A 13,680-nucleotide genomic window follows, 5' to 3' on the forward strand; every position below is an offset into this window, starting at 1 on the left:
TGCTCATCGGCGAGCGCCGCTTCTACGAAGACATCTTCGCGGAGCTGCGCATCCCCTACGCGCCGATTCACTGGAACGCCGACATCAACGTCGACATCGCGGAGCGGATCGACAAGACCGCTCGCGTGCAGGAGCTGATCAACAGCTTCCGCGTCCGCGGCCACCTCATGGCCGATATCGACCCGCTCGAATACAAGCAGCGCACCCACCCCGACCTCGAAATCGAGTCGCACGGGCTGACGTTCTGGGACCTCGACCGGGAGTTCGTCACCAACGGCTTCGGTGGCAAGCGCACGATGAAGCTGCGCGAGGTCCTCGGTGTCCTCCGCGACTCGTACTGCCGCACGATCGGCATCGAGTACATGCACATCCAGGACCCGGAGCAGCGGGCCTGGTTCCAGCAGAACCTCGAAGTCAAGTACACCAAGCCCGGGCACGACGAGCAGCTGCGCATCCTCAGCAAGCTGAACGAGGCCGAGGCCTTCGAAACCTTCCTGCAGACGAAGTACGTCGGTCAGAAGCGATTCAGCCTCGAAGGCGGTGAGTCCCTCATCCCCCTGCTGGATGAGATCCTGCAGGGGGCCGCAGAGACCGGGCTCGACGGAGCCACGATCGGGATGGCGCACCGCGGGCGCCTGAACGTTCTGACGAACGTTGCCGGCAAGACCTACGGCCAGGTGTTCCGCGAGTTCGAGGGACGCGTCGCGATCGGCTCCAAGCGTGGCTCCGGCGACGTGAAGTACCACCTCGGGACCGAGGGTACGTTCGTGGCTGACGGTGGAGAGAAGCTCCCCGTCTATCTCGCAGCCAACCCGTCGCACCTCGAGACCGTCGACGGCGTCCTCGAGGGAATCACCCGGGCAAAGCAAGACCGCCTGCCGATCGGAACCTTCTCGTGGCTGCCGATCCTCATCCACGGAGATGCGGCCTTTGCCGGCCAGGGCGTTGTCGTCGAGACCCTGCAGATGTCGCAGTTGCGCGCCTACCGCACCGGCGGCACCGTGCATGTCGTCGTCAACAACCAGGTCGGATTCACGACGCTGCCGCAGGATGGCCGCACGTCTGTCTACGCGACGGACGTCGCAAAGACAATCCAGGCGCCCATCCTCCACGTGAATGGGGATGACCCCGAGGCCGTGGTCCGGGTAGCCCAGGTAGCCTTCGCCTACCGCGAGCGGTTCCATCGCGATGTCGTCATCGACCTGGTCGTCTACCGCCGGCGCGGACACAACGAGGGCGACGATCCTTCGATGACCCAACCGCTGATGACGAACCTCATCGAGGCGAAGCGGTCGGTTCGCCGCCTGTACACCGAGTCGCTCGTCGGCCGCGGTGACATCACGGAAGAGCAGTACGAGCAGGCAAAGAAGGACTTCCAGGATCGCCTGGAACTGGCCTTCGCCGAGACGCACGCTGCCGAGACCGGTTCTTCCCAAGTGGCGAGCGCACCGATGACCGGCTCGATCGACACCATCGGCGAGCCCGAAACGACGGGCGTATCGCGCGATGTCGTCCAGCTCATCGGAGACGCATTCGTCAACAAGCCCGATGGCTTCACTGTCCATCAGAAGCTGCAGCAGCTGCTCGACAAGCGCCAGGACATGAGCCGCAACGGCAGCATCGACTGGGCGTTCGGCGAGCTCCTCGCGTTCGGTTCGCTCCTCGTCGAAGGCACGAACGTCCGAATGGTCGGCCAAGACTCGCGACGCGGGACATTCGTGCAGCGTCACGCCGTGTTCCACGACCGTGCCAACGGTCAGGAATGGCTGCCGTTGGTGAACCTGTCCCAGTCGCAGGGACGCTTCTGGATTTACGACTCCCTCCTCAGCGAGTACGCCGCGATGGGCTTCGAGTACGGATACTCCGTCGAACGGTCCGACACGCTCGTGCTGTGGGAGGCGCAGTTCGGCGACTTCGCGAACGGCGCGCAGTCCGTCATCGACGAGTTCATCTCGTCCGCTGACCAGAAGTGGGGTCAGCAGTCGAGTGTCGTGCTGCTGCTGCCGCACGGCTACGAGGGACAGGGCCCCGATCACTCGTCGGCTCGCATCGAGCGGTACCTGCAGATGTGCGCTCAGGACAACATGATCGTGGCGCGGCCATCGACGCCGGCGTCCTATTTCCACCTGCTTCGTCGTCAGGCCTACGCACGCCCGAGGAGACCCCTCGTCGTGTTCACGCCGAAGGCGATGTTGCGTCTTCGCGGTGCGACGAGCCCCGTCGAAGACTTCGTGGGCGGCAGGTTCCAGCCGGTGCTCGATGACGATCGTGGAGTCGACAAGAGCGCGGTCAAGCGCGTCTTGCTGCATGCCGGCAAGATCCACTGGGATCTGAAGTCGGAGCTCGAGAAGAACCCGAACCCCGAGATCGCCCTGGTGCGGCTCGAGCAGTTCTACCCCGCACCGGTCGAGGACCTCAATCGCGTCATCGACGAGTACCCGAACGCCGAGTTGGTGTGGGTGCAGGACGAGCCCGAGAACCAAGGGGCCTGGCCTTTCATCGCCCTCGAAGTGGTCAAGCACCTGCACGGTCGCACGATTCGTCGCGTCTCCCGTGCCGCCGCAGCATCCACCGCTACCGGCTCCCCCAAGGTGCATGCCGCTGAGCAGGCGGAGATCATGCAGAAGGCGCTCACCCTCTGAACGTCACCGTGCTGGTCAATCCGGCGGCTCGCGCCGGAACGGGCGGCACGATTGCGAATCGGGCCGCCGAGCGGCTGCGCGAGCACGGCATCCGCGCGACCCTGATCAGCGGTGGCAGTGCTGCCGAGTCGACGGAGTTGCTGAAAGAGACGGTGCGGCGGGGCACGGATGCCGTGGCCGTTGTCGGCGGCGACGGAACCGTGTCCCTGGCGATGCAGGTTTTGGCCCACGGCGCGACGCCGCTGGGCATCATCCCGGCGGGAACAGGTAACGACCTCGCCGAGATGCTCGGGATCCGAGAGATGCGCGCTGACGAGGCTGCCGACGCGATCGCGCGGGGAGTGACCCGGGAGATCGACCTCGCACGCATCCGTCGCCACGGCCAGCCTGACGTCTACTTTGGTTCGGTCCTGGCGAGCGGCTTCGACTCCCGGGTGAACGACCGAGCCAATCGGATGCGGTGGCCTCGCGGCTCGTCGCGATACACCATCGCCATCCTCCGAGAGCTGGTCGCACTGCGCAGCTTCGCGTACGAGCTCGAATTGACGGATGCCGAAGGCGCTGTGACGCGGCACGATGGCCCTCTTCTGATGGCAGCGGTTGCCAACGGAACCAGCTACGGCGGGGGCGTGCAGATCGCGCCTCGCGCGAACCCTGCCGACGGGGAACTGGATGTCATCCTGGTTCGCCCCACGCGGCGCGCGCGCTTTCTGCGCCTCCTCCCCCGCGTGTACCGGGGAGCGCACGGAGATGTCCCAGAAGTGAGCATGCACCGCGCTCGGGCGGTCCGTCTTCGGGCGCCAGGCGTCACCGCCTACGCGGACGGCGACCTCATCGGGCCGCTGCCGGTGGAGATCGATGTCGAACCGCGGGCGCTTCGTGTCTTCGTCCCGTAGCGGACATGGACTGGGGCGGTCTTCGCTGCACAGCACTCAGCCCGCGGGCGGAGCAAGGCCCAGACGGGGTGCGAGGGAGTCAAGCGCGAAGTCCAGGCCTGCGTCAAGGGCCTCGCCGCCGTGTCCCGCGCCGGCAATGGTGTCGGAGAAAACCGTGAACCCGGCATCCGAAGCCAGGGCTGCATTCGAGACCTGACCCGGCCCGAACACGGTGTCCTGATCGCCGTGCGTGAACACGGCGACGTGCCCAGCGTACTGACCGGCGTGAGCAGCAAGAGCCGCGCTGGGTGACGCAGCCTGGAATGCAGCGGCGTCCCCGGCGAAGACCTCATCGATGGTCTGCTGGACGTGCTCTGATCCCGGATACTCATTGCCCGAGATGTCCATCACGTTTCCCCAGATCTGCGGGTTCTGCGCCCCCCACGTGAAGGCGCAGGACCCGCCGTTCGAATAGCCTCCGATGACCCAGAAAGACCGATCGGCGGTGACGTTGAGGTGTGCCACTGCCCACGTGGGGATGTCGGTGGTGAAATACGTTGAGACAGCCCCGTACGTCGCGGAGTCATGACACGCCGGGTCTCGATCGATGGCACCCAGCTGGTCCGCGACGATGGCGATGGGCGCGAGCCCGTTGTGAGCTGCAGCAAACCTGTCGAGCGCAGCAGCGATACTCGTCGGATCGGGGGTGCCCGGCTGACCCATCATGAAGACGATGAGGGGGAGCCTCGGCGGGTTCGCGACAAGGGCAGCAGGCGGCAGGTAGAGCGCGGCATCCCTCGGCGAATACCCCTCGGCGGGGATGCGGTCCTCGCCCGAGAGGGCGCTAACCCGACCGGTCGCCGGCATGTCGGCGCGCGCCGTCCAGGTGGAGAAAAGCGCCGCGGGATCATCGGCCGACGTGGCGGGCGCGGGAAGCGGCAGGTCATCCAAGGCTTGGATGCCAAAGACTGCCGCCGGGGTGTGTGTCAGCCCATAGGACGCGTTCACCCCGAGCGCTGCGGCCATCAGAGCCGCCACAGCCATGACGACGGCGAGCAGACGCCGCCACCAGGGACCGGTGAAGGCGACGACGAGGCCAGCGACCGCGAACCCGAAACCTCCGCCAATCCACAGCGCTGCGTGATCGGGCAACGGTCCGTCAAAGGCGCCGAGAGCCTCGGCAGCCAGGGCGAGGAGAAAGCCGCCGACGAGGCCAGCGACCACAGCGATGAGCCAGCGCCACGGATGTCTCGGAGCAGGCCACACGATGACAACGGCCACCGCGACGACGATCGCGCACAGGACACCGAGGATCGGGCTATCGATCAGTTCGAGCGTCAGGAACCACTGTCTCACCGGTCACCGCCGTATCCGGCCCGGGCCACCGCGACGAGCTCGCGGGCCGACGGCTCCGACAGGTAGGCGCGCAAGACTGCCATTCCGATGCTCGGAAGTTCCACGGGGTCGCTGTACGCGAGGTAGAGCGTGCGATATTCCGGGCGGAACTTGCTCTTGAAGCGGAAGAGAGACGCAAAACCGTACGCCGGCTCGAGCGCGGCAGCTACCTGTTCGAGGAGGGATGCGAGCAGCGTGCGGTCATTCTCGGCGGCAACACCGGGCTTGCTCGCCAGCGGAGCGCCAGACAGGCTCACCACCTCCAGACCGTCATCCTTGGCTCGAAGTGCGGTCTTGACAATGACGAACTCCATGAGCCCGTTGGGACCGTCGACGCGGCGGCGCATATAGTCGAGAGTCCAGCCCACGCGTCGACCCGATCGCCACGACGGCATCCAGCTCGTCACAACCTGGATACGCCCATCGGGATCGACCGCGAGGACCAGCGCCACGTCCGGGTCCTTCGCCTCCTCGATCGAACCGAGGGTGAATCCGAGCTCGGGAAGGGCCTTTTCGGCGACCCATTGCTCGTCGATCTCTGTGATCTGAGCGATCTGGTCAGCAGTGAGGTCATCCCATCGCGTCCACAGTGCAACGAACCCGTCCCTCTCGGCCCGCGTCAGCGGCTGGCGGACCTTCTGCCAAGCCTTCCCCGTCAGTGTGAGGTCGGCAAGCACCATCACTGTCTCCTCACCGACCGATGTGTAGGACCAGCCCATCTCCCGAAAGATCGGCAGAAACTCGTCGTGGATGCTGTAGAAGGCCGGCGACCATCCCCGATCTGCGCAGTCATCAACAAATCCCCGCACCGTCTGGTCGCGCTTGCCGGGCGCGCACAGCGGGTCTGCGATAGCGAGGGCAACATCGCCCACCCGCCGAAACGCCACCGCTCCTGTGCCGTCGGCGGTGTACCAGTGGTCGTTTCCGCGCCAGGTTCCCATGAACCCGAGGGTCCCACCGCCACGGCGAAGCAACCGGCGATAGTGCTCGTCGTCTGCGACGACAGCGTGCTGCGGGAACCGGTACATCCGCAGCATCGCGACGATGAAGACCGCCCAGAACAGGACGCCCACCCACTGGTAGATCAGCAGCGCGGCACCGTGAGTAGGGTATGGCGGCTGCCCGAGATTGCGCAGGAACGATGGCGGAACGAACCGGCGCAGTGTTTCAACGAGAAGGTCGGTGACGCTGACACGCTGAACGTAGCTCTGCCGGAAGATCGATTCGGCGACGACGTGGGTTGCGGCACACGCAGCAAGAGCGGCGCTGACCGTTCCGGTGAACCACACCACCGCGCGACGATCTGCCCGGACGGGGAAGAATCGCCGCAGCGCGACCAGCACGACGACCATGGCCAGTGACACCCCGATTGCGGCGATAGCCCACAGCCCGTATTCCAGCCAGGTGGGATCGGCCCAGGGACCGACGGAGACGGTTCCCGCGATGACGGACCACATCGCTACGATACCGATCAGCCCCTCGACCGCAACCGCCAGGACGAGCGCAGAACGCCGACCACGGCGTAGGCCGAGGGCGGCGACCAGCAGCAGGGCAACCGGCACGAGCGCCATCAGGCCCGGGCCGACACCGCGCGTCACCACGACAGCCAGCTGATGGTCACAGAGCGGGCTGTACCGTGTCGCGCACAGATCGACGAGGTTCTCGTCGTACTGGGTGAAGAACGAAACGGCAAACGACAACGGCCCGCGTCCGCCGCCGGCCAGCACCGCCGCGAGCGGACCGAGGCCCGTCACCGCGACGACCAGTGCCGTAACGGAGCGCGTCTCGCGGGTGGACGATCGGTGCCAGGAACGTCGCGGGGTTCCGCGAACGAGCCACAGCCCCAGCAGGAGCCCGAGCACGGCGGCGACGAGGCGATACCACGCGTCGGTGTCGCCGGCATACAGGGCGAACATGGCCAACACGGCGAAACCGACGACCCGGATGCGGCGACGCCAGAGGGCGGATGCCAGCGCCGAGGCAGCCATGAGCGCACCGACCATCGCCGTTGCCGGGTCGAGCACCGGCGTTTCTGCTGCTTCGACGGGACGCAGATCTGACACCGTCCACAGGAGGGCATGGAAGGCCGTGGCGACGAGGTTGCCGGCGAGGGCAACAGCAACGGTCACCCAGAGCAGCCGGAGGCGGCCCAGCACCCTTTCGGCGTACGCGAAGCCCGTCAGCGCGAGCAGGACCGTGAGGATCGTGTCAACAGCGGAATCTGGAACGAAGATCGCCGTCAGCGGCGTCCACCAGCGCCCCTGGGAGAAGACCGCGACCGGCCCCACCCCCCAGAGCGATCCGTCGTCGCCCCACAACGTTCCGGTGAGAGCTGCGCATGCAAGGACAACGCCCGCTGCTGATAGCGCGACGGGGTGTTCCGTGATGTACCGTCGGACGACGCTCAGGCTTCTGAGCGCAGCGAGATCGGGCCGTGCAGGCTCGACAGCCGCCACCGGCGCACCTCCCGTTCACACTGTCGCGCCGAAACACTACAGCGAGGCGCTCGACGTGGGGAGGGTGATCGTGTGGATCAGTGATGAGCCGCCTGTGCGGCACGCAGCGTCGAGATCACCTGGTCGCGCAGCTCCTCGGGAGCTGTCTCCTTGCACGCTCGTGCGACAGCCTCGGTCAGAGTGGTCGCTACGAGCGCCTCCTCGCGGCAGGCCGGGCAGTGCTCAAGGTGCTCTCGAATGTCGGCGTGCTCGGTCTTGCACACCTCGTTTCGCAGGTACTCCTCCAAGTCCCGCGTGGCCTTAGCGCAGCCGCAGTCAGTCATGTCTCGCTCCTCGAGGCGGCGACCGAGATGCCCCGCTCGGTCGCATATTCGGCCAGCAGCTCCCGCAGCATCCGTCTGCCACGGTGCAGACGGCTCATCACGGTGCCGATGGGGGTTTTCATGATGTCGGCGATCTCCTGATACGCGAAGCCTTCGACATCGGCAAGGTAGACCGCGAGGCGGAAGTCTTCGGGAATCGACTGCAGTGCGTCCTTAACGATGGATGCCGGCATGTGGTCGATCGCTTCGGCTTCCGCCGATCGCGTGCGCGTTGAGGTCGTGGACTCTGCGCCGCCGAGCTGCCAGTCTTCGAGATCCTCGATCGCGCTCTGGTACGGCTCCCGCTGCTTCTTGCGGTACGTGTTGATGTACGCGTTGGTCAGGATGCGGTAGAGCCAGGCCTTCAGGTTCGTGCCCTGTGTGAAGCTCGACCAGGAGGCGTAGGCCTTGACGAAGGTCTCCTGCACAAGGTCTGCGGCATCCGCGGGGTTGCGCGTCATTCGCATCGCAGCCGCATAGAGCTGGTCCATGAACGGCAGGGCCTGCTCTTCAAACTGGGTGCGCGGGTCGGCCGGCGCCTCGGCCTGATCAGTCATCACGCGCCAGTCTACGTCCGGCGCCATAGCGATCGTCATCGGGCTCCTTCCGTCCCTCATTAGGCTAGGAACCGATGAGCGGCGAGAGATATTCCACCCCGACCGGTTCCGGAGAATCCGGCTGGTCAGCTCCGCGCGCCGCGGAAGCGGTCGCCGCCCGTCTGGCGGTCCCCGGATCCAAGTCGCTGACGAATCGCGAGCTGATCCTCTCGGCGATTGCCGATGCTCCGAGCACCCTCCACGCTCCACTGCACTCCGACGACTCGGTACGCATGGTGGCAGCCCTCCAGGCGCTCGGCGTCCAGATCGACACCGTCGAGGGCGACAGCCCGTTCGGGCCCGACCTGATCGTGACTCCTCCTGGCAGCGCAGGGTCGGCCGGTGCGTCGTCTTCGGGGATGCACGGCGCAACAGTCGACTGTGGGCAGGCAGGGACCGTGATGAGGTTCATCGCGGGTATTGCGGGGCTGGCCGACGGTGATGTCGTAATTACAGCGCATGAGAGCGCCCTGCACCGTCCCATGGGTGCGATGATCACGGCCCTTCGCGACGTGGGCGTGGACGTCGATGATGAGGGTCGCTGGGCACTCCCCTTCCGCGTGCGCGGGCACGGTCACATCCGCGGCGGTGAAGTCGTGATCGACGCGAGCGCCTCGAGCCAGTTCGTGTCCGGGATGCTGCTCGCGGCGCCCCGTTTCGACACCGGTCTCCACCTCATCCATTCCGGGTCGCGGCTGCCGAGCATGCCCCATATCGACATGACCATCGAATGCCTCGCGCATCGCGGTGTGCACGTCGAGAGACCCTCCCCGCGGGAATGGATCGTGCCTCCGCAGCCGCCCCGCGGCAAGACCGTCGCCATCGAGCCCGATTTGTCCAACGCCGCCCCGTTCCTGGCAGCTGCCATGGTCACCGGCGGCAGCGTCACGATCACAGGCTGGCCCGCGCACTCCACCCAGCCAGGGGCGATGCTCGGGACCATCCTGCACGACATGGGTGCCCGCGTCACGCGTCGTGGTGGAGCCCTCACCGTCGCTGCGGGACGCGGCATCCGTGGCATCGACATCGACCTGTCAACGGCGAGTGAGCTGACACCCACGATCGTCGGGCTCGCCGCCTTTGCCGCGGAGCCGACGACGATCACCGGCGTGGGTCACATCCGCGGCCACGAGACCGACCGCATCGCAGCGCTCGTTGGAAACCTGCGCGCGCTCGGCGGCGCCGCCGACGAGCTCGAGGACGGTCTGCGCGTTGTTCCCCAGCCGCTCCACGGCGGGGTGTGGCAAGCGTTCCATGATCACCGCATTGCGACCACCGGCGCCCTGATCGGCCTCGCCGTCGATGACGTCGTGGTCGACGACATCGGAACGACCGCGAAGACAATGCCGCAGTTCCCGCAGCTGTGGGCCTCGATGCTCGAAGGGAACGACGCGGAGTGAGCTGGCTCGGGGACGTCGACGATGACGATGAGCTCGGCATGGACGAGAGCGATATTCGCGTCAGGCCGAACCCCAAAGCCAACCGGCCGCGCACGAAGCGCCGCCCTAGCCACGCGGATGCGCAGATCGCACGGGTCCTGGCGGTAGACCGCGGCCGTTACACGGTGCTCGTCGGCGAGGACACGGATGCCGAACATCAGGTGACCGCCGCCCGGGCACGCGAGCTGCACCGCACCGCGATCGTCACCGGTGACCGCGTGCGGGTTGTGGGAGATATCTCTGGAGACGAGGGAACCCTCGGCAGGATCGTCGGAATCGAGCCCCGCACGTCCCTCCTGCGGCGAAGCGCCGACGACACCGATCAGGTGGAGCGTGTCATCGTCGCCAACGCCGATCAGATGCTCATCGTGATCGCCGCCGCCGACCCGGAGCCGCGCCCACGCCTGGTCGACCGCTACCTTGTCGCCGCGCTGGATGCCGGCATCCGCCCCCTGATGGTCATCACGAAGACCGACCTGTCCGACCCGGCGGAGTTCCTGGCGCACTTTGCGGGACTCGACCTCGAAGTCTTCACCAGCGCACGCTCTGACATGCCGCTCGAGCGGATCGGTGCCGCGCTGGTCGGTCACAGCACCGTCTTCGTCGGACACTCAGGGGTGGGCAAGTCCACCCTTGTCAACGCTCTGGTTCCCAGCGCGGATCGGGCGACGGGACATGTCAACGAGGTCACCGGTCGGGGACGACACACATCGAGTTCGACGGTGTCCTTGCGCTACGAGGCTCCCTCGGGCACGGGATGGGTCGTCGACACCCCCGGCGTACGCTCCTTCGGGCTCGGTCACGTCGATCCTGACAACATTCTGCGGGCGTTCACCGACCTTGCCGAGGTTGCGCGGGAGTGTCCGCGTGGATGCACCCACCTGCCGGATGCGCCCGATTGCGCCATCGCGGAGGCGGTGGCAGCGGGACGTCTGGGGCCCGAGGCGGCAGCGCGGCTGGATTCGCTGCAGCGTCTGCTCACGACGTTCGCAGATCGCCCCTGAGCGCCGGCGCGGCGCTATCGAGGGCACGGCGGGGAACGCGCGGCTCTAGGGTGGAAGTATGACAGTGCGTCTAGAACCCGGCACAGCTGCGCCCGACTTCACCCTCGTGAACCAGGACGAGACGGATGTCTCGCTTCACGATCTTCGGGGCACGGGCGTCATCCTCTTCTTCTACCCGCAGGCGATGACTCCGGGGTGCACGACGGAGGCCTGTGACTTCCGCGACAGTGTCGAGCCGCTTCGCAGCTCCGGGTACGTGGTGCTCGGCATCTCGCGCGACGCTCCCGCCAAGCTCCGGGCGTTCCGCGAACGGGACGCACTTCCGTACGACCTGTTGAGCGACCCCGACCGCGCCGTCCACGAGGCCTACGGAGCGTGGGGCGAGAAGACGATGTACGGCAAGATGACAGAGGGGGTGCTGCGCTCGACCTTCGTCCTCGACGAGAATGGCGACATCACGCACGCCCTGTACAACGTCAAGGCGACGGGGCACGTTGCCCGAATCCGCGGTCTGCTCGGTCTCTAGTCTTCCCGCGCCGGTGGGGCCGCGCTGCGAACGGCGATCACCAGAATCACGAGGGCGACGATCGCCGGAATAGCGATCACGACGCCCGTGACCGGATGCGCGTACTGGCCTGTTGCGGCGCCGAGGGCGACGGCGAGGATCAGCAGCTGCGTCACGATCGCTCCCGAGCGACCCCATGACAGCCCTCGCCACGTCGTGATGCCGAACACCGCGACGATCGCAGCCCCGGCCAGCGTCAACACGATCAGGGCAATCGCACTGTCCATCGCGGCGGTATCGCCGGCGATGACCGCAACAGTTTCCCATGCCGCGAGCGCGCCGAGCCCCGCTGCCTCCAGCAGCACGATCCCGCCTGCCACTCGAGCGGCAGTCATCGAGCGCGTCACTGCATTGACCTCCCGATCACTCGGCCCGCTCATAGCGTTCTTGCATCGTCCTCACGAATGAACCCTTGATTCGGGTGAACGGCTGTGGGACGATGGGTAAAGCCGTGTGCTCCCACAAGGTCGTGGGACGAGACATCTTCTCGTACACCTCATAGAGTATCCGACCGCCCCGTGGCCCGATGCTCATTCCCCATCAAGGAGCACCCCCTATGGATTGGCGCGACAAGGCCGCCTGCTTGACTGTCGACCCCGAGCTGTTCTTCCCGGTAGGAAACACGGGTCCAGCGGTCGACCAGATCGAGAAGGCAAAATCCGTGTGCGCCCGGTGCACCGTCACCGAAATCTGTCTGCAGTATGCCCTGGAGTCCGGTCAGGACTCGGGTGTGTGGGGCGGGCTCTCCGAAGACGAGCGCCGCGCCCTCAAGCGCCGCGCTGCACGCGCGCGCCGCGCCAGCTGACAGCGTCGGGTACGGCGACGTCAGGCCGCGGTCAATCGAGCGCGATGTAGCGCAGCGGGATGTCGATCGTGACTTCCGTGCCGCTTCCGACGAGCGTGTGCCAATCGATCGTGCCACCCAGCTCTCCCTGAATGAGGGTGCGCACGATCTGGGTGCCCAAACCTCGGCCGACCTGCCCTTCCGGCAGGCCCACGCCGTTGTCGCGGACACGCACCAGGAGTCGTTCGGGGTCCCGCTCGGCCTCGATCTCGACGTCGCCCTCTTTGCCGGCGAGGCCGTGCTCGACGGCGTTCGTCACCAGCTCCGTGAGGGCCAGCGCCAGAGGCGTCGCGTACTCGCTCGGGAGCGTGCCGAAGCGCCCCACGGAACGGGTCCGCGCACGTGTGGTCGGCGCGGCTGCCACTTCGGCGACGAGTTTGAGAACGCGATCGAAGACATCATCGAAGTCGACGCGTTGCGTGAGTCCTTCGGACAGGGTGTCGTGCACGACGGCGATCGCAGAAACCCGACGCATCGCCTGGGTCAGCGCTTCTCGGGCCTCCTCCGTATGCGAACGGCGAGCCTGGATACGAAGCAACGAGGCGACGGTCTGCAGGTTGTTCTTGACCCGATGATGGATCTCTCGAATCGTCGCATCCTTCGTGATGAGCTCTTGCTCCTGGTGGCGCAGCTCCGTGACGTCGCGGCACAGCACGATCGCACCGATGCGCGTCCCGTGATCGCGAAGGGGGATCGTACGCAGGCTCACCGTCACCCCGCGCGCCTCGATGTCGGCACGCCACGGCGCCCGCCCCGTCACCACCAACGGAAGCGATTCGTCGAACTGGCGCTTCTCGGGAAGGATCTCCGTCGTCACCTCGACGAGCGACTCGCCCTCGAGCTCGTCCTCGAATCCCATGCGGTTGAACGCCGAGAGTGCGTTGGGGCTCGCAAACGTCACGGTCCCATCGACATCGAGGCGCACAAGACCGTCCGATGCTCGAGGCGCGCCCCGCCGTGGCGCTGTCGGAGCGCTCAGATCGGGGAAGTCACCCGAGGCGACCATCCCGAACAGATCATCGGCACACTCGTTGAAGGTGATCTGCTGCCGCGAGGGAGTACGCGTCTCGCCGAGATTGGTGTGACGGGTCAGCACTCCCACCGTGGTGCGACCGGAGCCGGCCCCTCGCACGATCGGTACCGCACGCACCCGGGTCGGGGTCTCTTCGAACCAGTCCGGGGATGCCGAGTCGACGATCATTCCCGTGAAGAACGCCTCGCGGATCTGGGTCCGCCACTGCGGGCGGACCGGGTCCCCGACGATGTCACGGTAGAACAGGGTCGCAGCGCCGCTGGGGCGGGCATGGCCGACAGCAACGAACGAGTCATCCGTCGTCGGAACCCAGATGACGATGTCGGCGAACGCGAGATCGGCCAACAGCTGACCGTCCCCGGCCAGGCGGTGGAGCCATTCGACATCCGCACCGGTGGAACGCCCCTGGGCATAGACAAGATCGCTGAGGGTCGACATCGTTTCAGCCTAGAGCCCCGGCATGGATGCT

General features: G+C 66.5%; 12 protein-coding genes. 6 read left to right on the plus strand and 6 right to left on the minus strand.

All coding sequences use genetic code 11. The features are described from left to right. Together ACQVDU_RS11285 and ACQVDU_RS11290 are read left to right on the plus strand one after the other, a co-directional pair. The coding region (locus tag ACQVDU_RS11285) for a multifunctional oxoglutarate decarboxylase/oxoglutarate dehydrogenase thiamine pyrophosphate-binding subunit/dihydrolipoyllysine-residue succinyltransferase subunit (protein WP_443477160.1) at positions 1 to 2,642 on the plus strand (2,642 nt) is incomplete at its 5' end. 8 nt (positions 2,643 to 2,650) lie between these two features. Continuing rightward, complete coding sequence (locus tag ACQVDU_RS11290) at positions 2,651 to 3,538, plus strand: diacylglycerol kinase (RefSeq protein ID WP_363495966.1); 888 nt, start codon at positions 2,651 to 2,653, stop codon at positions 3,536 to 3,538. A gap of 36 nt (positions 3,539 to 3,574) precedes the next feature. Here the strand turns inward: ACQVDU_RS11290 and ACQVDU_RS11295 are convergent, their stop codons facing one another. From ACQVDU_RS11295 to ACQVDU_RS11310, 4 genes are all read right to left on the minus strand, one after another. Further along, on the minus strand, positions 3,575 to 4,873 hold the full coding sequence (locus ACQVDU_RS11295; RefSeq protein WP_443477161.1) for an alpha/beta hydrolase-fold protein: 1,299 nt from the start codon (positions 4,871 to 4,873) through the stop codon (positions 3,575 to 3,577). After that, positions 4,870 to 7,368, minus strand: coding sequence for a bifunctional lysylphosphatidylglycerol flippase/synthetase MprF (locus tag ACQVDU_RS11300; RefSeq protein WP_443477162.1), 2,499 nt, complete (start codon positions 7,366 to 7,368; stop codon positions 4,870 to 4,872). Before ACQVDU_RS11300 ends, ACQVDU_RS11295 begins: the two co-directional genes overlap by 4 nt. A 77-nt stretch (positions 7,369 to 7,445) precedes the next feature. Further along, on the minus strand, positions 7,446 to 7,691 hold the full coding sequence (locus ACQVDU_RS11305; protein WP_292711813.1) for a zf-HC2 domain-containing protein: 246 nt from the start codon (positions 7,689 to 7,691) through the stop codon (positions 7,446 to 7,448). Continuing rightward, positions 7,688 to 8,326: a sigma-70 family RNA polymerase sigma factor gene (locus ACQVDU_RS11310; RefSeq protein ID WP_443477163.1), complete on the minus strand. Its 639-nt coding sequence runs from the start codon at positions 8,324 to 8,326 to the stop codon at positions 7,688 to 7,690. Before ACQVDU_RS11310 ends, ACQVDU_RS11305 begins: the two co-directional genes overlap by 4 nt. A 35-nt stretch (positions 8,327 to 8,361) precedes the next feature. On the opposite strand from ACQVDU_RS11310, the gene aroA reads away from it, so the two are divergent. From aroA to bcp, 3 genes are read left to right on the plus strand one after another with little or no spacing between them, the layout of a single operon-like run. After that, on the plus strand, positions 8,362 to 9,726 hold the full coding sequence (aroA, locus tag ACQVDU_RS11315) for a 3-phosphoshikimate 1-carboxyvinyltransferase (RefSeq protein WP_443477164.1): 1,365 nt from the start codon (positions 8,362 to 8,364) through the stop codon (positions 9,724 to 9,726). After that, on the plus strand, positions 9,723 to 10,769 hold the full coding sequence (rsgA, locus tag ACQVDU_RS11320) for a ribosome small subunit-dependent GTPase A (protein WP_443477165.1): 1,047 nt from the start codon (positions 9,723 to 9,725) through the stop codon (positions 10,767 to 10,769). The genes aroA and rsgA overlap by 4 nt, the downstream gene beginning before the upstream one ends. A 58-nt stretch (positions 10,770 to 10,827) precedes the next feature. Continuing rightward, positions 10,828 to 11,295 carry a thioredoxin-dependent thiol peroxidase gene (gene bcp, locus ACQVDU_RS11325; protein ID WP_443477166.1) on the plus strand — a complete coding sequence of 156 codons (468 nt, stop codon included), beginning with the start codon at positions 10,828 to 10,830 and terminating at the stop codon, positions 11,293 to 11,295. On the opposite strand, the gene ACQVDU_RS11330 is transcribed toward bcp, so the two are convergent. Next, the gene (locus tag ACQVDU_RS11330) at positions 11,292 to 11,669 is read right to left on the minus strand and encodes a histidine kinase (RefSeq protein ID WP_443477167.1); all 378 of its coding nucleotides are present in this window, start codon (positions 11,667 to 11,669) and stop codon (positions 11,292 to 11,294) included. The genes bcp and ACQVDU_RS11330 overlap by 4 nt on opposite strands. Before the next feature lie 221 nt (positions 11,670 to 11,890). On the opposite strand from ACQVDU_RS11330, the gene ACQVDU_RS11335 reads away from it, so the two are divergent. Then, a complete protein-coding gene (locus ACQVDU_RS11335) occupies positions 11,891 to 12,139 on the plus strand; it encodes a WhiB family transcriptional regulator (protein WP_019182239.1) in 249 nt (82 codons plus the stop codon). A gap of 31 nt (positions 12,140 to 12,170) precedes the next feature. On the opposite strand, the gene ACQVDU_RS11340 is transcribed toward ACQVDU_RS11335, so the two are convergent. Then, complete coding sequence (locus tag ACQVDU_RS11340) at positions 12,171 to 13,649, minus strand: sensor histidine kinase (RefSeq protein WP_443477168.1); 1,479 nt, start codon at positions 13,647 to 13,649, stop codon at positions 12,171 to 12,173. Positions 13,650 to 13,680: the final 31 nt, after the last annotated feature.

Source organism: Microbacterium sp. F2 (assembly GCF_052274505.1).
Taxonomy (GTDB): domain Bacteria; phylum Actinomycetota; class Actinomycetes; order Actinomycetales; family Microbacteriaceae; genus Microbacterium.

Excerpts from the sequence above, each read along its gene's own strand:
- ACQVDU_RS11305 (WP_292711813.1), bottom strand. The coding sequence starts at position 7,691 with ATGACTGACTGCGGCTGCGCTAAGGCCACGCGGGACTTGGAGGAGTAC.
- ACQVDU_RS11310 (WP_443477163.1), bottom strand. The coding sequence starts at position 8,326 with ATGACGATCGCTATGGCGCCGGACGTAGACTGGCGCGTGATGACTGAT.
- aroA (WP_443477164.1), top strand. The coding sequence starts at position 8,362 with ATGAGCGGCGAGAGATATTCCACCCCGACCGGTTCCGGAGAATCCGGC.
- bcp (WP_443477166.1), top strand. The coding sequence starts at position 10,828 with ATGACAGTGCGTCTAGAACCCGGCACAGCTGCGCCCGACTTCACCCTC.
- ACQVDU_RS11330 (WP_443477167.1), bottom strand. The coding sequence starts at position 11,669 with ATGACTGCCGCTCGAGTGGCAGGCGGGATCGTGCTGCTGGAGGCAGCG.
- ACQVDU_RS11335 (WP_019182239.1), top strand. The coding sequence starts at position 11,891 with ATGGATTGGCGCGACAAGGCCGCCTGCTTGACTGTCGACCCCGAGCTG.
- ACQVDU_RS11340 (WP_443477168.1), bottom strand. The coding sequence starts at position 13,649 with ATGTCGACCCTCAGCGATCTTGTCTATGCCCAGGGGCGTTCCACCGGT.